Below are 19,201 nucleotides of genomic sequence, written 5' to 3'. Positions count from 1 at the left end.
CGCCCTCTCAACTCTCACGCCGTCATCCTCCGGCTTGACCGGAGGACCCGACGTCGAGATCAAGGATCGTGTCGACCGCGCCGCCAAAACACTCAGGATCGAACATCTGCTCGACCGCAAGACCGACCGCCTTTCAGGCGGCGAAATGCAGCGCGTCTCTATCGGGCGCGCCATCGTGCGCAAGCCGCGCGTGTTCCTGATGGACGAACCGCTGTCGGCGCTCGACGCCAAGCTGCGCGAGGCGCTGCGCACGGAACTGAAGAACCTGCAGATCCAGCTCGGCGCCACCTTTCTGTTCGTCACTCACGACCAGATCGAGGCGATGTCGATGGGCGACAAGGTGGGCGTGCTCAACCATGGCCGCATCATCCAGACCGGCACGCCGCACGAGATCTACAACAATCCGCGCGATACCTATGTGGCCAGCTTCGTCGGCTCGCCGCCGATGAACCTGATCGATGGCAAGCTGGTCAACGGCCGCGCGGTGATGGCGCCGCTGAATTTCGAACTGCCTTTCTCTGGGGGTGCCAAGGCGGGCGGTGCGACCGACGGTCGCCCGCTCATCTTCGGTATTCGACCTGAGGATGTGTATCTTGAAAGCGGTGCGCCGGTCGAGGCACGCGTCCACGATGTCGAGAACCATGGCGTGGAAAAGATCCTGACTCTGCGGGTCGGCGACACGACGCTGCGCGCCACGGTGCCGGCCAGAACCGATGTCCAGATCGAGCAGCCGGTGCGCTTTGCCTGGAATCAGGACAAGGTGGTGCTGTTCGACAAGGGCAGCGACGTGAGCTTGCGGCACGCCAGCTAGTTGCGGTCGAACGACGGCGCCGCCTGACTATTTCTGGAAGTAGGTCTCGTAAGGCGTATCGTTGATCAGCAGGATCACGCACTCCGTCTCTGAGAGGCAGGCGTCGTCGTGCATCTCGTTGGCCTTCTGGGTCCAGTAGGATCCCGGCGGCAATTCGACCTTCGTCGCTTCGCCGCCGTCCATTTGCCAATGCGCCCACAGTCCCTTGATGACCACCGCGCGATAGTCGGCGGTGTGCGCATGAACCGGCGCGCGCCAGTTGCCGGGAACTTTCAGCAAGGTGCCCGCCGGGCCTTTGGCCCGGTCACCCCACAACGGGCCAAGGCGATGCGGCTGGTCTGGCACTTCGGCGACATAGGGGATCTTGTCGGCCGGGAGATAGCTGTCCTCGAGGGCAAAGGCGCGAGCGGGAAAGACGCAAGAAACGGCGAGCGCCAGAAACGCGCCGTCTTCGGCGGCCTGGTGGTCGACAATGCCGGTGTGGCCAGCGCCTTCGCCTATTGTGGCGCTGCGACCTTGCTGGCGGCGATCGTTGTGTTCGCGCGCGGCCCTAAGCGCGTCGAATAGCCGATAGCCATCCTTGGCTGAAGCAGCGGGCCCGAGAACTATCAAGGTTTTCGGGGCGTTGCTTTTGTGGTGAGAGGCCACCGTAGGGTCAGACCGCGCGGCCGTCGAAGTCGAAGACCGGCAGGCCGGTGGGATCGAAATCGGCGACGCAGTTGAGGTTGATGTAGGCGCTGCGTTCGCTGCCCTGACTGACATCCTCGGCAAAGGGATGGATGCCGCAGGTGCGGCAGAAGCGATGCGCCATTGCATGATTGCCGAATGTGTAGGTGCCGAGATCGTCGCCCCACGCCAGCACCGTCAGGCTGTCATGCGGGATGGCGGCCAACAGCGCGCCCTTGCGCGAGCAGATCGAACAATTGCACCGCACGGCGCCGGTCAGCTGCGCCTTGAATTCGAACGCAACCTTGCCGCAGTGGCAGCTGCCTTTGTACAGCATCAGTCCCTTCCTATCGCTGGCAGGTGCAAAGGCACGCTGTCCGGGCTATTCCTTCCGCTGACCTAGCGGCCCATATGCCTTAAAGACGCTCCACCTTGACGGAATCCGACATCGACATGCAATCAATCCGCGATCGTCTCGAGATCATCCTGTCACGTCTTGCCAGTTGCGCGGCAGGCGAGAAGGTGTTCACCAAACTCTATGCCGAGGCGGCGCGCGCAGCGGCCGAGGCCACCGATGCGCGCAAGAAGGCCGGCGTATCGCTCGGGCCGCTCGACGGCACCATCGTGTCGATCAAGGATCTGTTCGATGTCGCCGGCGAGCCGACCACGGCCGGGTCGCTGATGCTGAGGGACACCGCGCCCCGTCGGCACGACGCTGCGGTCGTCAGCCGTCTGCGCCAGGCCGGCGCCGTCATCATCGGCAAGACCAACATGACCGAATTCGCCTTCACCGCTATCGGCGACAACATGCACTACGGCACACCGGGCAATGCCGCCGACACCAGCCGCATTCCAGGCGGTTCGTCGTCGGGCGCCGCCGTGTCCGTTGGCGAGGGGACGAGCGACATTTCCATCGGCTCCGACACCGGCGGTTCGGTGCGCATCCCGGCATCGCTGAACGGCGTCGTCGGTTTCAAGCCGACGGCGCGGCGCGTGCCGCTGACTGGTGCCTATCCCCTTTCCGCGACGCTGGATTCGATCGGGCCGCTGGCGCTGAGTGTTGCTGCGTGTGCCCTGGCTGACGCCGCGATGACGGGCGAGCAGATGCCGCAACTGCCCCTGCCGTTAGCGCTTGCCGGGCTTCGTGTCGGCATTCCGCGCGGCCTGCTTTTCGAAGACACGGAAACGGAGATTGCCGCCGCGTTCGATCGCAGCCTTGCCGGGATCGAGCAGGCAGGCGCGTGGCTCACGGACATTTCGATCGACGACCTCATTGCCGATCTGCGCCTGGCCACCAAACGCGGCTCGATCGCGGCCATGGAAGGTGCTGAAATCCATGCCGACTGGCTGGCGACGGGCGCATCGGTGCCGGTCGATCCCCATGTCAGCGGGCCGCTGTCGCGGGCGGCGGCCATACCGACGCCGGTTTATATCAGGGCAATGCGTCGTCGCGCGGCACTGTGCATAGCCATGGACGAGCGGTTGGGTTCGGTCGATGTGCTGGCTCTGCCGACCACGCCGGTGACAGCGCCGACTATCGTTTCGATGGCCGAGGATACGGCTCTGCGTGAACGCACCGAAGGTCTGCTGCTGCGCAATACCCAGGTCGCCAACCAGTTCGACCTCTGCGCGATCTCGCTGCCGATGCCCGGCATGACGCTGCCGGCCGGACTGATGCTGGTGGCGCGCAATGGCCACGACCACCATCTGCTGCGCATCGCGGCTGAAGTCGAGCGGCTGCTCCGATAGGCAGCGAGCCGTAGGTCGGCAGTCAACGTGCCGCGCAGCGCTTGCGCTCGCTTTTCTTGGAGGAGCGTTCGATTTTGGTAACGACCAGCATCGGCGGATCGTTCGGCTGGCCGCGATGCTGGATCGATCCTCGGACGACGAGTTTTCCAGCATAAAGCTTGTCGGAGAGGTCAGGTGCCGATCTGTCCAGCGGCGGCAATTCCGTAGTGTTGAGCTCCACGCCTTTAACGACATTGCCGGTGGTCAGATCCAGCGCATTGCCTGACGGGCAGGGCGCCATCATGCAGACGATCCCATTGCTGCAATAGACATAATCGCTGCTTTGTGCCGCCGCGAGCGAAGGTAAGGCCACGATCGACGACACTGCGAGAACCAGAGATGCGAAGCGAAAACCGGACATGGTTCACGCGTCCGCCGGGAACCGTCTGCGGTAATGCTCGACCACGTCGGGATTGCGCAGATTGACAGGCAGCCGGTTGGCCAGCACCAGCAAGGTCTCGCCGGCCGCGCCCACGCCCATGCGCATCATCGATTGCTCGGTAATCCCCGCCATATGCGGGGTGACGATAACATTGTCGAAACCGAAATAGGGATGGTTTGCCGGCAGCGGCTGCGTGGCAAAGACGTCGAGTGCGGCGCCGCCGATCCGGTCTTGGCGCAAGGCCTCGATCAGCGCCTCGTCGTCGATCACCGGTCCGCGCGAAATGTTGATCAAAAGCGCGTCCGGCTTCATGCGGGCAATGCGTTCGCGGCTGATCAGGCCGCGCGTTTCCGGCGTCAGCGGGCAGCAGAGCACGATGATGTCGCTCTGTTCGATCAGCGCATCGATCGACAGGAAGCCGATCCTGTCGGGTGCCGGCTGCATGCTGCGGGTCGTCGCCACGACGTCGAGGCCGAAGCCGTGCGCGGCGATATGGGCGACCGCCTGACCGATGGCGCCGAAGCCGATGATGCCGATGGTCTTGCCGGCAAGCTCGCTGGCATGGCTGGCGTGGTCGCGGCCGGCATTCCAGCCCTTGGCGCGCAAGTCGCGGTCGACCGAACGGAAGCGCCGAAGCAGGGCAAGGGCCGCGAACATCACATATTCGGCGACCGAACGCGCATTGACCGCCGGCACGTTGGCGACCAGCACGCCGGCCGCGGCCGCGGCCTCCATCGGCACCATGTCGAGCCCGGCGCCGTGGCGGACCGCTGCTCTGAGTTTCGTGGCGTTTTCGAACAGCGACGGCGGCAGCGGTGCGCGAACGATGATGACGTCGGCATGCTTCGCCTCGGCGGTCAGCGTTGCCGCATCGAGCGCTGAGGCGACGACGAGTTCACCGGCGCCCGCCAGCATTGCGGAGGCACGCGGATGCAGCGTGTGCGTCGACAGGATTCTGGGCATGGGGCTCTCGCTAGTCGCAATTCTCAAAGGAAAGCGCCGCGCGCTTTTCCCAGAAAAACCGTTTCACACCTTTCCTGGAATTGCACTAGACCTTCTCAAGTGCCAGGCTTTGCGCTTGCGCCTCCCGGCCCTCGATGATCCCCTTCCAGTAGCTTTCCGCGCCTTGCAGGTGGGCGCTCATCAGCGCCTGGGCGAGATTGCCGTCGCGACGCAGCAGCGCCTCGTAGATCTGGATATGCTCGGCATGCGAGCGCACTGAGCGCTCGGGATCGTTGAAGTAGATCGGCAGCCGCTGCTCGCCCATCAGGTAATAGACGCTGCAGATATTGTGGAAGACGCCGTTCTTGGTCGCCCGCACGATTTCGAGGTGGAATTCGCGGTCTTCCTTGGCGAGGCCTTCGCCGGCGGCGATGCACTCCTCCGAGGCTTTCAGGATCTCCCGCAGGCGTTCGAAATTCTCTTCGGTGGCACGCGAACAGGCAAGTTCGGCGGCCTTGATCTCGTGGATCTTGCGCAGTTCGACGGTCTCGTAGATCTGCACCGGATCGAGCGGCAGGCCCGCGCGGGCGAAAAGAGCCAAGGCTTCTACACTGGCCTGCCTGGTGTCGACATAGATGCCGGATTTGGCGCGGCGCTCGACGATGCGCATGGCCTCCAGAATGGCCAGCGCTTCGCGGATCTGGCCGCGGCTGACGACGAAATGCTCCGCCAGTTCGCGCTCCGAAGGCGTGCGGCCGGTCTCCTTGTCCGAATGGGCGAAGAGATAGGCGGCGAGCTCGGCGAGAAGGTTCTTTTCTTTCATCGTCAACCGCGTTGCGCGTGCGCCTCCAGGAACCGCTCCGAAATGGTGAATCCCAGACCCGGCTTTTCAGGGATCGCTATCATACCGTCCCTTGCTTCGACAGTCTCTTCGATAAGATCGTGGATCATCGGGTTGGCGCCGAGCGAATATTCGACGGTAAAACTGGCAGGCGAGGCCGCACAAACATGCAGGCCGGCGAAGAAGCATGGCGCGCCGGCCCACAGATGCGGGGCAAAGCGCAGATTGAAGGCACTGGCGATGGTGCCGATCTTCATCGCCTCGCTGATACCGCCGCAAAAGGCCGGATCCGGCTGGAAGATGTCGGCGGATTTCAGCACCGCGAGATCGCGGAAGGCGTAGCGCGTCGCTTCGCTTTCGCCGGTGGCGATCGGGATCGAGCCCGAGGCGCGCACCTCGGCCATACCAGCCTTGTCGTCGGCGATAACAGGCTCCTCGAACCAGGCGAGGTCGAGATCGCTGGCCAGGCTGATGAAGCGCTTGGCCTCGGCCACCGTATAGGTGCCGTGCGCGTCGACCATCAACTCGACGTCAGGACCGAGCGCCTGCCGTGCGGCGCGGACGCGGGCGGCGGAAATGTGCGGGGCGCCGTCCATGGCGCCGACGCGCATCTTCAGCGCCCTGAAGCCGCCTTTGGCGATGTAGGATTTGAGCTGCTCGCCGATAGCCTCGGCGGCAGCCCAGCCGCCGGAGGCGTAGGCCGGCATGCGGTCGAGCTTGCGGCCGCCGATGAGCCGCCACACCGGCTGTCCCAACGACTTCCCCAGAATATCCCAGAGCGCGATATCGACGGCGCTGATTGCCGCAATGCTCATGCCGCGCCGCGCCAGCTGCGGCATGGCATGGCCGGCGCGCGCGGCACTGTCATGGCGCACGCCGTTGTAGAGCATCTCCCAGATCATGCCGATGTCGGCGGGGTCGCGGCCGATCAGCTGCGGCCCGACCTCGTGATTCAGCATGTAGACCAGCGCACCATAGCTGCCGGCGCTGCCGGCGGCGTTCTTGCCCTCGCCCCAGCCGATCAGCCCGTCGTCAGTCTCAATGCGCAGGATGGCGGCGTCGAACGTCGTCACCTGGCCAAAGTCGCTGCGATGCTGCTTCGCGGCCTCAATCGGCACGCGGACCCACCACGCCTGGACCGTTTTGATGCGCATCCCGATCGGCTACTTGATCAGCGGCAGCAGCGTTTCGGCCGTGATGCGCATCTGGTCGGTGTAGAATTTCTCCGTCAGCACGCTGGAGCCGTGATCCTGGATGAACTTCAGCTGTTCGGGAGAAATGTCGACCGGATTCCGGTCGACCATGTCGGGATAGGGCGCGGCGGGTGTGCGGTCGACGGGCGCGACGAATTCGTTGGTCAGCGCGCCGTCATAGCCGACTTCCTTCAGCGTCTGCACGATCCGTGGCCAATCGATCTGGCCAAGGCCGGCGGCAAAGCGGTTGTTGTCGGCGACGTGGAAGTCGAACAGCCGTTTGCCGACCTGGCGGATCGCGTCATGGACGTTAAATTCTTCCATATGGATGTGATAGGCGTCGAGGCAGACGCCGCATTCGGGGCTGACCGCATCGGCCAGGGCCAACGCCTGCGCGCCGCGGTTGAACAGATAGGTCTCGAAGCGGTTGAGCGGCTCGACCGCGATCTTGACGCCGACCTTCTTGGCATGGGTGAAGCATTCGCGGGTGGCGTCGACCACCCACTTCCATTCCTCTTCCTCGGTGCCGTCCGGTACCACTTTGCCGACGGTCGCGGGCACCAGCGTTATGATCTCGCCATCAAGTTCGCTGACCATGGTCAGCACGTCCTTGACGTACTGCACCGAGCGTTCGCGCTGGCCCTGGTCCCTGGCGGCAAGGTTGCGTTCGCCCAGCATCAGCGTCACCGACCCCCAGCAGCGGATGCCGTATTCTTTCAGCAGCGCGCGGGTCTCCTTGGTCTTGTATTGCTCGGGCTCGCCGGAAATCTCGATCGACTCGTAGCCGAATTTCTTGATGCGCTTCAGCGTCACCTCCAACGGTTCCGCGCGCATCCAGTTGTGCGTCGAAAGATGCATGGTCTATCCTTCCCAGAATTCGTCTGTGCCAGTTCGCCTGCGATGCGCCCCACAAGGCGCGTCGCGTGTTTCCTCCCCAAGGCGCTCCAGCGTTTTTGCGCAACTGGTTCGACCAATTGGGCCCTAATGGAGGTCTACAGCAATTTTTGTCGCGCGGCAAGAACCGCCGCCATGCGATATCGGCATCTGTGTACCGTATTGATTATGCTGGTATATATCGCCAAAAATGGAATGCCCTGGCAGCTTTGCGCGTGAGTCAAATGGCTTGACCCATTTTCGGTATTTGGTAATACCAGAATGCCGATACGAGAATGCACATCAGAAGAGACCAAAGAGGCTGGCCCTGCTTTCATCAGGCGCTATGCTTGGTCCTTGGAAAAATGAATTGGGAGGATGCCGATGCCGTCGACAATGAAGGGTCCGGGGCTGTTTCTGGCGCAGTTCGCGGGGGATACCGCGCCGTTCAATTCGCTGGCCTCGATCACCAAATGGGCGGCCGGTCTCGGTTACAAGGGCGTGCAGATCCCGACCTGGGATGCACGCCTGTTCGACCTCAAGAAGGCGGCATCTTCCAAGACCTACTGCGACGAGGTGAAAGGCATCTGCGCGGATGCCGGCGTCGAGATCACCGAACTGTCGACGCATCTTCAAGGGCAGCTGGTGGCGGTGCACCCGGCCTATGATGCCCAGTTCGACGGCTTTGCACCGCCTGCGGTGCACAACAACCCCAAGGCCAGGCAGAAATGGGCGGTCGAACAGATGGAGTTCGGCGCCAAGGCCTCGAAGAATCTTGGCCTGAAAACCTCGGTGACGTTTTCCGGCGCTCTGGCCTTCCCGTATCTCTATCCCTGGCCACAGCGGCCGGCCGGGCTGATCGAGGAGGGCTTTGCCGAACTCGGCAAGCGCTGGAAGCCGATCCTCGACGTCTATGACGATAACGGCGTCGACGTCGGCTATGAGATCCATCCCGGCGAGGACATCTTCGACGGCGCCACCTTCGAAATGTTCCTCGATGCGGTTGGCGGCCACAAGCGCTGCAGCATCAACTACGACCCATCGCATTTCCTTTTGCAGCAGCTCGACTATCTCGAATTCATCGACATCTATCACGAGCGGATCAAGGCCTTCCATGCCAAGGATGCCGAGTTCAATCCGACGGGGCGGCAAGGCGTCTATTCCGGCTATCAGAGCTGGACCAATCGCGCGGGGCGATTCNGCCGAGTTCAATCCGACGGGGCGGCAAGGCGTCTATTCCGGCTATCAGAGCTGGACCAATCGCGCGGGGCGATTCCGCTCGCTTGGCGACGGGCAGGTCGATTTCGGCGGCATCTTCTCCAAGCTTACCCAGTATGGCTACGATTCCTGGGCGGTGCTGGAGTGGGAGTGTTGCCTCAAGCATCCGGAGGACGGCGCGGCCGAAGGCGCGCCCTTCATCCAGCACCACATTATCCGGGTGACGGAAAAGGCCTTTGATGATTTCGCCGGCGGCACCACCGACAAGAAGATGCTGCGCGCCATGATGGGTATTTGAGACAAGCAGGAGAAAGACATGGTCGGCGCATCGAAGTCGGAAGCGGGAGGCGGCCCGATCCGCTATGGCATGGTCGGCGGCGGCCAAGGCGCCTTCATCGGCGCGGTGCACCGGATCGCGGCGCGCATGGACAATGACTTCGTGCTGGTGGCCGGCGCCCTGTCGGCCAATCCCGAGCGCGCCAAGGCTTCCGCCGCCGAACTCGGTCTCGACCCGGCGCGCAGCTACGCCTCCTATGCCGAGATGGCCAAGGCCGAGGCCAAGCGCCCGGACGGCATCGAAGCGGTGGCGATCGTCACCCCCAACAATGTTCACGTGCCGGCGGCCAAAGCGTTTCTCGAGGCCGGCATCCACGTCATCTGCGACAAGCCGCTGGCGACGACTTTGGCCGAGGCCAAGAAGCTCGCGGCCGTGGTTGAAAAGACCGGCAAGGTGTTCGTGCTGACGCACAATTACACTGCCTATCCGATGATCCGGCAGGCGCGCGAGATGGTGGCCAAGGGCCAGCTTGGCGACATCCGCATCGTGCAGTCCGAGTACCCGCAGGACTGGCTGACCGAAGATCTTGCCGCCACCGGCCAGAAGCAGGCGGCGTGGCGCTCCGACCCCAAGCAGGCGGGCGCGGGCGGCGCGCTTGGCGACATCGGCACGCATGCCTACAATCTGGCGCGCTTCGTCTCGGGTCTGGAGCTCGATTCCCTGTCGGCCGATCTCGACGCTTTCGTGCCGGGGCGACTGCTCGACGACAATGTCAATGTCATGCTGCGCTTCAAGCCGGTCGGCAAGGTGCATCCGGCCAAGGGCATGATCTGGGCAAGCCAGGTGGCGCCCGGCCACGAGAACGGGCTGAAGCTGCGCATCTATGGCTCGAAAGGCGGGCTGGAATGGGTGCAGGCCGATCCAAACTATCTCTGGTACACGCCGTTCGGCCAGCCCAAGCAGCTGCTCACCCGCAACGGCGCCGGCGCGCTGCCGGTTGCGGGACGCGTCAGCCGCGTTCCGTCTGGCCATCCGGAAGGCTATCTCGAAGGCTTCGCCAACATCTACCAGGAGGCGGCGCGCGCGATCCGCGCGGCACGCAAGAAGGGCGGCAAGCCGGGCAAGGACGTGGTGTTCCCGACCATCCAGGACGGCGTCGAAGGTATGGCGTTCATCGAGGCCTGCGTGAAGTCGTCGAAGAAGAACGGGGCGTGGACGAAACTTTAGGTAGCGCCGGCGCCAAGTCTCTTCTCCCTTCGGGGAGAAGGTGGCCGCTAAGCGGCCGAATGAGGGCGCATGGTGCGAGGTGCGAAAGAAACCAGCGCGCCGTCAAATGGGGAGGGGCTGTCGATGAAAATCGGCATGTGCATGTTTTTGTGGACGACTTCCGTGTCTAAGAAACACGAGCCGTTGCTGCGCGACATCAAGGCGACCGGCTTCGACGGCGTCGAGATACCGATCTTCTCAGGCACGCCAGAGGACTACAAGAAGCTTGGCGATTTGCTCGACCGCATCGGGTTGGAGCGCACGGCTGTTACGGCGATGGGCGACCCGGCGATGAATCTGATTTCGCCGGATGCCGCGACCCGCAAGGCCGGCATCGGCTACATGAAATGGGCGATCGATTGCGCCCAGGCGCTCGGCGCGAGTACGCTGAGCGGGCCGCTGCATTCGACGCTCGGCGCCTTCTCCGGCAGCGGGCCGACCGCTGCCGAGAAGAAGCGCTCGATCGCCTCGCAGCGCGCCATTGGCGATCATGCCGGCAAGCGGAACGTTACCATCGGGTTGGAGGCGCTCAACCGTTTCGAGTGCTATCTGCTGAACACGATGGCCGATCTGTCCGAGCACGTCGATGCCATCGACCGGCCGCACATCAAGGCGATGTACGACACCTTCCACGCCAATATCGAGGAAGCCGACCCGATCGGCGCCTACATGAAGCACCGCAGGAATGTCGTGCACATCCACATTTCGGAGAACGATCGCGGCGTGCCGGGACGCGGGAACATTCCGTGGAAAGAGACTTTCGCGGCCATCCGCAAGAGCGGCTATGACGACTGGCTGACGATCGAGGCGTTTGGCAGGTCGCTGAAGGATCTGGCGGCGGCGACCAAGGTGTGGCGGGATTTTTCCGAGACGCCGGAGGCAGTTTATCGCGAGGGATACAGGCATATCAGGGATGGGTGGAAGCGGGCGGCTTAGCCGCTCACTTCCCTCATCCACGGGCGCAGCGGACGCGGAGACTCGAGGACCCATGCCGCGACTGTCGCGCGCCGCAGCGGTGCAGGTAGGAGATGCGAATGGACGCCTCTTTTTGCACCGCTGGATTCTAGCGCAGACGTCACCGAATGAAACCTCGGGTCTGCGCCGCGTCGCTTCGCTCCTTGCTCCGCCCGTGGATGAGGAAGCGACGGGCCTTTTCGCAAATCGCCGAGGTATGCGATCTGCCTTAACTCGGCACTTATCGCTCCACCAAATTTTTCGGATGTCTTACCCCACCTCGATCACAGCCTTGATCAACCCCGATTTCTCATGCGCCCAGCGGGCGAGATCATCCGGCGTGCCGGCCAGCGTGGTGCGGTGGGTGACGAGTTTTGCCAGAGGCACGGCGCCGTTGCGGATCGAGGCAGCGACGTGGTCGAAATCGACCCTCAGCGCGTTGCGGCTGCCGATCAATGTCATTTCGCGCTTGTGGAATTCCGGATCGGAAAAGACGATGTCGTCCTTGACGACGCTGACCAGCACGAGCGTGCCACCATGCGCGACATGGGCGAAGGCCGACTGCACCGAGGCGGTGTTGCCGGTGGCGTCGAAGACGACGTCGAACCCTTCGCCGCCGGTTGCCTCGCGCACCAGTTCGGCTGCCGCTTTTTGTGAACCGTCGAGCGTGGCGAAGCCGAGTTCGCCTTTTGCAAAATCCAGCCGCTCCGTGCTCATGTCGAGCAGGCTGACATCGAGCCCGGCGATGCGCGCAAACAGCGCTGCGCCAAGGCCGATCGGCCCGGCGCCGATGACCAGCGTGCGGGCGCCTGGTTCGGCGCGGGCACGCCGCACGGCATGCGCGCCGATGGCGAGGAATTCCACCGCCGCCGCGTCGGCCAGCGACAAGCCGTTTGCCGGATAAAGATTCTGCGCCGGCACCAGGATCTGCTCGGCCATGGCGCCGTCGCGATGCACGCCAAGCACTTCGATCCTGACGCAGCAATTCGGCTTGCCGTTCCGGCAGGCGATGCATTTTCCGCAAGCGAGATAGGGATTGATGATGACGGGCTCGCCCACGGCAAGGTCGACATCTTCGCCGGTCTCGACGACGGTGCCCGACACTTCATGGCCCATGATGCGGGGATAGGCAAGGAACGGGTGCTTGCCTTCGAAGATGTGGTAGTCGGTGCCGCAGATGCCGACATGGCTGACGGCAACCAGCGCCCAGCCGGCAGGCGGCGCTCCTGGCGCCGGCCGGTCTTCCAGGACAAGCTCGCCGGGCGAGCGGCAGACAACAGCTTTCATTCGGCAATTCCAGTGTTCAAAAAGGCGCCGGTCCGTTGTTGAGCGGACCGACACGGAAGGTCAGGGAGGATTACTTGCCGCGACGGCGCAGCCCGTCGAAATAGACGATGATGATGATCAACGCGCCGGTGATGATGCGCTGCCAGAACGAGTTGACGTTGAGCAGATTGGCACCGTTGTTGATGGTGGCCAGGATGAAGGCGCCGAGCAGCGGGCCATGCACCGAGCCGACGGCGCCGAATAGCGAAGTGCCGCCGATCACCGATGAGGCGATCGCCTGCAACTCCCAACCTTCGGCCTGGGTCGGGTTGCCGATGCCGATGCGCGCCGCCAGCAGCACGCCGACGAAGGCCGCGCATAGGCCCGACAGCGTGTAGGCCATGTAGATGGTGCGCTGGACATTGACGCCCGAGAGGCGCGAGGCCTCGGCATTGGATCCCACAGAGAAGAGATAGCGGCCCCAGCGGCTGTGGTGCAGGAAGATGTAGGCCGGGATGCCGACCAGGATCACCATCCAGAACAGATTGGGGATGCCGACAAAGGAACTGCGCGAGAACGCGGTGAAGCTGTCGCTGTTGATGTTGATCGAGTTGCCGTTGGTCATCAACAGGCCGATGCCGCGCAACGAGGTCAGCGTCGCCAGCGTGATGATGAAGGGCGGCAGGCCCATCTTGACAATGCCGAAGCCATGGAACAGGCCGATGGCAACGCCGACCAGCAGCGTCACCAGAATGGCGACCCAGATCGGGAAGCCGGCATTGATCATCATGGCGACAATGACGGTGGCGAAGCCGACCACGGCGCCGACCGAGAGGTCGATGCCGCCGGTGATGATGACGAAGGTCTGGCCGACCGCCATGATGGCGATCATCGAGCCCTGCCGCAAAAGATTGGCGATGTTGTTGGAGGAGGCGAAGCTCGGCGTCGCCACCGACAGCACGATCCAGAGCAGAACCAGCAACGCCAGAAGCGTCAGCCCAAACAGGACGTTGTAGTTCCGTTTCGGTTTTTCGATCGCGATGGTTTCGATGCTCATGGTTCCTCCCGTTTCTTGTTTTGTCAGCCGATCGCCTGTGTCAGCACGTCTTCGTGGCTGGCGGCGCGAAAGCCATGGCTGGCGACCAGTTTGCCGCGCCGGAACACGTGCAGCGTATCGGCGAGTTCATAAACCTCGGGCAGATAGGACGAGATCAGGATGATGCCGGCGCCCTTGGACAACAGTTCCCCGAACAGGCGGTAAATCTCGGCCTTGGTGCCGACATCGACGCCGACGGTCGGCTCATCGAAGATGAACAGCTTGGCGCCGTGCGCCAGCCATTTGCCGATGACGATCTTCTGCTGGTTGCCGCCGGACAGGCTGGAGGCCAGTGCGCCGCGTGTCGGCGTCTTGATGCGGAGGCCGGCGATCTGGCGATCGGCTTCAGCCTTTTCCTTCGTGTTCGAAATCAGCAGGTTGTTGGAGATGCGCTTGTAGATCGGCAGGTTGAGGTTGAGGCCGACCGGCAGGTTCAGGCACAGGCCCTGGTCGCGGCGGCTTTCCGGCGCCAGCGCCATGCCGAGCTTGATCGCGTCGTGCTCGGAATTGATGTGGACCGGCTTGCCTTGCCAAAGGACCTGTCCGGCCGACTTCTTGTGGCGGCCATAGAGCGTGGTGACGAACTCGCTCCGCCCGGCGCCGATCAGGCCATAGAGCCCGACGATCTCGCCGGCGCGCACCGTCATCGAGACGTCTTCGAAACCCTTGCCCGACAGGTTTTTCGCTTCAACGATCACGGCACCGGGGGTGAAATGCTCCTTGTGGTAGACTTGCTCGATCGAGCGGTTGATCATCATCTTGACCAGCTCGGCGTCATTGGTCTCGGCAATGTTGCGGGTGCCGACCAGTGTGCCGTCGCGCAGCACCGAGACGCGATCGGCGAGCTCGAACACCTCTTCCATGCGATGGCTGATGTAGATGATGGTGACGCCTTCGCCCTTGAGCCTGCGGATCAGCGTGAACAGCTGGTCGGCTTCCTTGCGGGTGAGATAGGCGGTCGGCTCGTCGAAGATCAGGAATTTGGTGCCGCGCACGGTGGCGCGGGCGGCGGCGATCAGCTGCTGCTGGCCGATGGTGAGGTCACCCAGCATGACATGCGCCGGCAGGTCGAAGCCGAGACCGTCGATGATCTTCTGCGCTTCCTTGACCATGGCGCGCTGCTGCAGGATGCCGAAGCGCGAATTCTCCTCGCCGAGGAACATGTTGGCGGCGACGGTGAGATGGCGACAGAGCACGACCTCCTGATGCACGGCGTTGATGCCCAGCGCCATTGCCTCGTGCGGGGTTGCCAGCGCTGCCGGCTTGCCCTCCCAGATGACATCGCCGGAGGTGCGCGGCATGACGCCGGTCAGAAGCTTGATCAAGGTGGATTTGCCGGCGCCGTTCTCGCCGACGATGGCGTGGATCTCACCTGCCTTGAAGGCAAGGTGAACGGGCTTCAGCGCATGCGTGCCGGGATAGCGCTTTTCCAGCCCGTGCAGTTCGAGGATCGTCCTGCCGGGCGCTAGCGTTGGGGCCGGGTGCAGTTCCTGCGCCATGGGCGTCATGACAATCCTCCCAGATTGGCCTTACGATTGGCACGTCGCGATGCAGTCAAGCCGCATCGTCGAGGTGATTCAAGCCGGTGGATATTCAAGCTTGTATCCGGTGTTTCCGGGGCGCGAGGCCCCGGAAAGGATTTTTGCCTGACGGGCTCAGAGCTTCGGGTTGAGCAGGGCGTCGATCTTGGGGTCTTTCATGTTTGCCTTGGTCACCAGGTTGGCGCCGGTGTCGACATTGGCCTCGACCTTCTCGCCCTTCGAGGCGGCGAGCGCGGTCTTGATGCCGTCATAGCCCATCCGGTACGGATCCTGGACGACGAGCGCGGAAATGACGCCGTCATTGAGGAACTTGATCAGCTTCTCGTCGCTGTCGAAGCCGACCAGCGCCAGCTTACCGCCAAGGTTGTTCTCGGCGACAGCCTGACCGACGCCCTGCGCCATGATCAGGTTGGACGCGAAGATGCCCTTGAGGTTCGGGTTGGCCGTGATCAGGTCGGTGGCGATGTTGAGACCGGTCGTTGCCTGGCCGTCGGCATATTTGTCGGCGACGAGCTTGAGCCCCGGATATTTCGCGGCCAGCTGCTCGGTGAAGCCCTGCTTGCGCTGCTCCAGCGAACCGGCGCCCGGCGCGTTGGTGATCAGGGCGACGTCGCCCTCGATCTTGCCGCCATTGGCTTCGCCGATGGCTGCTGCAAGACCGTCAGCGGCGACGCGTCCGCCCTGCACATTGTCGGTGGTCAGGAACGAGGTGAAGGCCTTGGAATCGGCGCCGGAGTCGATGCCGATGACCTTGACCTTGCTGGCTGCTTCATCGATCGGCTTGCCGAGCGCCTTGAATTCGGTCGGCGCGATGACGATCGCGGCCGGGTTGCCGGCGACGGCATTCTCGAGGATCGAAACCTGGCCGTTGACGTCGGTTTCAGCCTGGGCGCCGAGTTCGGGTACGTTGACGCCGAGATCCTTGCCGGCCTTGCGGGCACCGGCCAGGACGATCTGCCAGTAGAAGGATGTGGTGTCCTTGACGATGATCGGAATGGTCACGTCCGCCGCCGAAGCGGGCGCCGTGTGCAGCGTGCCTGCAAGCATCGAGGCGGCAGCAAGTGCCACCAGTGAACGGCGGTTGAGAATGCTGGTCACGAATTTCATTAGGAATCCTCCCTAGATCGCCCGGTGAAGGTTGCGGAAGCTCCATTTGGATAGGCGCGGCCCAAACAGACCTTTATCAATAAAAAACAGTTGCCGCTTTTTGATAGTGCATCGGTCCGGCCGACGCAAGCGGTGTTTCATATCGGCCTGCGCATGGCTTGGCTGAGAAGCCTCCCTGCCGATCCTCAGTGCCACGTCCAGACGCTCCCGATCCTCCTTGATCATCATGGAATATTAATTCCACCGTCGAGTTAATATGGAATATTCATTCCTTCTTGAGAACCGTGATTGTGGCGTTTCGTCAGCCGAGCTCCTGCACGATGGTGTAGGGAGTGTAGCGGGCGAATTCCGCTTGCGGCACCTGGACGTCGAACAGGTCGAGGTTGCGCGTCAGGTTGGCAGGCTTGGCCGTTCCGGTCAGCACGCTGGCCACGACAGGCTCCTGCAGCGGAAACTGCAATGCAGCCGCCGCCAGCGGATATCCGCCCTCATCAGCGATTTTCTCTATCGCGCCGACACGCTCAAGTATGTCCTGCGTCGCCGGCAGATAGTCGAAATGCGCACCGTGCACCGGTCCGGTCGCCAGGATGCCGGAGTTGAAGACGCCGCCGATGATCAGGGAAGTCTGTCGCTCACGGCATAACGGCAGCAACTCGGCTTCAGCAGAGCGGTCGANGGCCAGCAGGATGCAGTCGAGCGGTGCTTCGCGCAATACGTCGAGGCAGATCTGCACCTCGTTGACGCCGAGCCCATAGGCGGAAATCACACCGGACGTTTTAAGCTCTTCCAGCGCCTTCAAGCCGCCGTCCATCAGCTGGCGAAAGTGCAGCTTCGTCTTCTCGACGCCATGTGTGTAGGTGCCGATGTCGTGCACAAACAGGATGTCTATCCGGTTCAGCCCGAGCCGGGCATAGGAGAACTCGACCGAGCGCATGATGCCGTCATAGGAGTAGTCGTAGTCGAGCGCGAAGGGCAGCGGGTCGACATAGGAATGATCGGGAACCTGGTCTTCCGGCACCGGGCGGAACAGCCGTCCGACCTTGGTCGACAGCACATAGGAATCCCGCGGCTTGTAGCGCAGGAAGTCGCCGGTCCGCCGCTCCGACAGGCCGAAGCCATAGAAGGGCGCGGTGTCGAAATAGCGCAGGCCGGCATCCCAGGCTGTCTGCAGCGTCTCCATCGCCGCTTCGCGCGGACAGGCCCGGTAGAGCCCGCCGATCGCCGCCCCGCCGAAGCTTATCTCGGTTACCTCGAGCGCAGTCGTGCCGATGCGGCGTTTGTCCATCCAAAGCCTCCCCTTGTGAGCCGTCGTTGCAGCCCGTTTTTTTTCGTCGGTGGTTAGAGCGTCGCGCCGAGGTGCCACGGCACGAACTCGTTGTCGCCGTAGCCGAACGCCTCGCTCTTGGTCTTGCGGCCCGATGCCGTCTCGACGATGAGTTCGAAGAGTTCCCGGCCCATGCCGGCGATGGTCTTCTCACCCGAAGCGATGACGCCGCAATTGACGTCCATGTCCTCTTCCATCTGGTGGTACATGGTCGAGTTGGTGGCGACCTTGATCGACGGCGTGGGCCGGCAGCCGAAGCAGGAGCCGCGGCCGGTGGTGAAGACGATGATGTTGGCGCCGCCCGCCACCTGACCGGTCGCCGAGACCGGGTCGTAACCGGGCGTGTCCATGAACACCAGGCCACTGCCGGTGACCTTTTCGGCATAACCGAAGACGCCGTTGAGCGGAGTCTGGCCGCCTTTGGCCACGGCGCCCAGCGACTTTTCCAGGATGGTGGTCAGGCCACCGCGCTTGTTGCCGGGCGAGGGGTTGTTGTCGATCGAGGCGCCGTGCTTGGCGACATGGTCCTCCCACCATTTGACGAAACCGTCGAGCTTCTTGGCGATCTCCGGCGTTGCCGCGCGATAGGCGAGCAGATGTTCGGCGCCATAGATCTCCGTCGTCTCCGACAGGATGCCGATGCCGCCGACGCCGGCCAGGATGTCGACCGCCGCTCCCAGCGCGGGATTGGCGGTGATGCCCGACATGCCGTCGGAACCGCCGCATTGCAGGCCGACGACGATCTCCGAGACCGGGATCGGCTCGCGCTGATACTGGCCGACTTCCTCGGCGATTTCGGCGAGCACGCCCATCGCCTTTGCGACCGATTTGCGCGAACCGCCGGCGTCCTGGATGTTGAAATGGCGTTTTCCCGCCGCCGCACCCTTCTGGCCGTAAAGGGTGAGCTGGTTGACCTCGCAGCCGAGGCCGACCATCAACGCGCCGCCGAAATTCGGATGGCGGGTGTAACCGGCGAGCGTGCGGTGTAGCACCATCATGCCGTCGCCGGTGCCGCTCATGCCGCAGCCCTGGCCATGGACGATCGGGACGAAGCCGTCGATCCCCGGATATTTCGGCAACAGCACGCGGTTGGCCTCGTCGGCAATGGCGTGGCAGACGGTGGCCGAGCAATTGACGCTGGCGATGATGCCGATGAAGTTGCGCGTGCCGGCACGGCCATCGGCGCGACGATAGCCCATGAATGTCCGGGCGCGGTCAGCTTCGGTGGCATGCTCCGCTTCGCTCGGCGGCACGACCGGCAGACGGCCGGACTCGAAGACCAGATTGTGCGAATGGACGTGGTCGCCGGGCGCGATGTCCTGGGTGGCGCGGCCGATGGCCTGGGCATACTTGACCACCGCCTCGCCGGCGGCGATAGGCTTGATCGCCACCTTGTGGCCGGGCTCGATCAAGGCCGTGGCGACGGCGCCGCCGGGCAGAGGGGTGCCGATCTCGATGCGGCCATTGGCGACCGCGACATTGTCGGCGGGGGACAGAAGAATGCTGTTCGAAGCGTTCACGGGCAGTTTCCTGGGTCTGTTCCTGGGGATGCGCGGATTGACACGCGTCTGTTTACATATAATGTCTTTTATCGTGAAAAAACATTTGTGCGTCAATTGTTTTTTCAGGAGGAGACCATGCGTCCGATGGACGCTT

General features: G+C 63.2%; 17 protein-coding genes and 2 pseudogenes. 5 read left to right on the top strand and 14 right to left on the bottom strand.

From position 1 onward, the window contains the following. Positions 1-52 precede the first annotated feature (52 nt). A pseudogene (locus tag X756_RS161800) lies at positions 53-811 on the top strand (ABC transporter ATP-binding protein); the annotation flags it as partial. A 27-nt stretch (positions 812-838) separates the two neighbouring features. Here the strand turns inward: X756_RS161800 and X756_RS0133495 are convergent. Together X756_RS0133495 and X756_RS161805 are read right to left on the bottom strand one after the other, a co-directional pair. Then, on the bottom strand, positions 839-1,249 hold the full coding sequence (locus X756_RS0133495) for a DUF4437 domain-containing protein (RefSeq protein WP_027048960.1): 411 nt from the start codon (positions 1,247-1,249) through the stop codon (positions 839-841). A 217-nt stretch (positions 1,250-1,466) separates the two neighbouring features. Continuing rightward, positions 1,467-1,814, bottom strand: a complete 348-nt coding sequence (locus X756_RS161805; protein WP_023669842.1) for a GFA family protein — start codon at positions 1,812-1,814, stop codon at positions 1,467-1,469. Between the two features lie 116 nt (positions 1,815-1,930). On the opposite strand from X756_RS161805, the gene X756_RS161810 reads away from it, so the two are divergent. Continuing rightward, entirely contained in the window at positions 1,931-3,226 is a 1,296-nt protein-coding gene (locus X756_RS161810) for an amidase (RefSeq protein ID WP_023728568.1), read from the top strand. A gap of 22 nt (positions 3,227-3,248) precedes the next feature. Here X756_RS161810 and X756_RS161815 read toward each other — a convergent pair whose 3' ends face one another. From X756_RS161815 to X756_RS161835, 5 genes are all read right to left on the bottom strand, one after another. Next, on the bottom strand, positions 3,249-3,626 hold the full coding sequence (locus X756_RS161815; RefSeq protein WP_023692018.1) for a hypothetical protein: 378 nt from the start codon (positions 3,624-3,626) through the stop codon (positions 3,249-3,251). A gap of 3 nt (positions 3,627-3,629) precedes the next feature. Further along, positions 3,630-4,610 carry an NAD(P)-dependent oxidoreductase gene (locus X756_RS161820; RefSeq protein WP_023686626.1) on the bottom strand — a complete coding sequence of 327 codons (981 nt, stop codon included), beginning with the start codon at positions 4,608-4,610 and terminating at the stop codon, positions 3,630-3,632. 85 nt (positions 4,611-4,695) lie between these two features. After that, positions 4,696-5,412 carry a FadR/GntR family transcriptional regulator gene (locus X756_RS161825; RefSeq protein WP_023686625.1) on the bottom strand — a complete coding sequence of 239 codons (717 nt, stop codon included), beginning with the start codon at positions 5,410-5,412 and terminating at the stop codon, positions 4,696-4,698. 2 nt (positions 5,413-5,414) lie between these two features. After that, positions 5,415-6,584: a mandelate racemase/muconate lactonizing enzyme family protein gene (locus X756_RS161830; protein ID WP_023700157.1), complete on the bottom strand. Its 1,170-nt coding sequence runs from the start codon at positions 6,582-6,584 to the stop codon at positions 5,415-5,417. Positions 6,585-6,593: 9 nt separating this feature from the next. Further along, positions 6,594-7,481: a sugar phosphate isomerase/epimerase gene (locus X756_RS161835; RefSeq protein ID WP_023669836.1), complete on the bottom strand. Its 888-nt coding sequence runs from the start codon at positions 7,479-7,481 to the stop codon at positions 6,594-6,596. Between the two features lie 399 nt (positions 7,482-7,880). On the opposite strand from X756_RS161835, the pseudogene X756_RS01000000165140 reads away from it, so the two are divergent. From X756_RS01000000165140 to X756_RS161845, 3 genes and pseudogenes are all read left to right on the top strand, one after another. Next, positions 7,881-9,012: pseudogene (locus tag X756_RS01000000165140) on the top strand (sugar phosphate isomerase/epimerase). Positions 9,013-9,030: 18 nt separating this feature from the next. Further along, positions 9,031-10,218, top strand: coding sequence for a Gfo/Idh/MocA family oxidoreductase (locus X756_RS161840; protein WP_023728567.1), 1,188 nt, complete (start codon positions 9,031-9,033; stop codon positions 10,216-10,218). Positions 10,219-10,341: 123 nt separating this feature from the next. Beyond that, positions 10,342-11,193: a sugar phosphate isomerase/epimerase gene (locus tag X756_RS161845; RefSeq protein ID WP_023692014.1), complete on the top strand. Its 852-nt coding sequence runs from the start codon at positions 10,342-10,344 to the stop codon at positions 11,191-11,193. A gap of 288 nt (positions 11,194-11,481) precedes the next feature. On the opposite strand, the gene X756_RS161850 is transcribed toward X756_RS161845, so the two are convergent. The 7 genes from X756_RS161850 to X756_RS161880 all read right to left on the bottom strand — a co-directional run bounded on the left by X756_RS161850 (position 11,482) and on the right by X756_RS161880 (position 19,065). Next, entirely contained in the window at positions 11,482-12,498 is a 1,017-nt protein-coding gene (locus X756_RS161850) for a zinc-binding alcohol dehydrogenase family protein (RefSeq protein ID WP_023704240.1), read from the bottom strand. A 70-nt stretch (positions 12,499-12,568) separates the two neighbouring features. Next, complete coding sequence (locus tag X756_RS161855) at positions 12,569-13,534, bottom strand: ABC transporter permease (RefSeq protein ID WP_023692012.1); 966 nt, start codon at positions 13,532-13,534, stop codon at positions 12,569-12,571. Positions 13,535-13,557: 23 nt separating this feature from the next. Then, complete coding sequence (locus X756_RS161860; protein WP_023700145.1) at positions 13,558-15,081, bottom strand: sugar ABC transporter ATP-binding protein; 1,524 nt, start codon at positions 15,079-15,081, stop codon at positions 13,558-13,560. A 147-nt stretch (positions 15,082-15,228) separates the two neighbouring features. Beyond that, positions 15,229-16,221 (bottom strand): ABC transporter substrate-binding protein, encoded by a 993-nt coding sequence (locus X756_RS161865; RefSeq protein ID WP_023728566.1) that lies wholly within the window; start codon positions 16,219-16,221, stop codon positions 15,229-15,231. Between the two features lie 12 nt (positions 16,222-16,233). Then, positions 16,234-16,449, bottom strand: a complete 216-nt coding sequence (locus tag X756_RS161870; RefSeq protein ID WP_023728565.1) for a hypothetical protein — start codon at positions 16,447-16,449, stop codon at positions 16,234-16,236. 73 nt (positions 16,450-16,522) lie between these two features. After that, a complete protein-coding gene (locus X756_RS161875; RefSeq protein ID WP_023728564.1) occupies positions 16,523-17,506 on the bottom strand; it encodes an aldo/keto reductase in 984 nt (327 codons plus the stop codon). A gap of 53 nt (positions 17,507-17,559) precedes the next feature. Continuing rightward, the gene (locus X756_RS161880) at positions 17,560-19,065 is read right to left on the bottom strand and encodes an altronate dehydratase family protein (protein WP_023728563.1); all 1,506 of its coding nucleotides are present in this window, start codon (positions 19,063-19,065) and stop codon (positions 17,560-17,562) included. Positions 19,066-19,201: the final 136 nt, after the last annotated feature.

This window comes from Mesorhizobium sp. LNJC405B00, assembly GCF_000502615.1.
Classification (GTDB): domain Bacteria; phylum Pseudomonadota; class Alphaproteobacteria; order Rhizobiales; family Rhizobiaceae; genus Mesorhizobium.
This window is presented reverse-complemented; position numbering and strand designations above follow the sequence as displayed.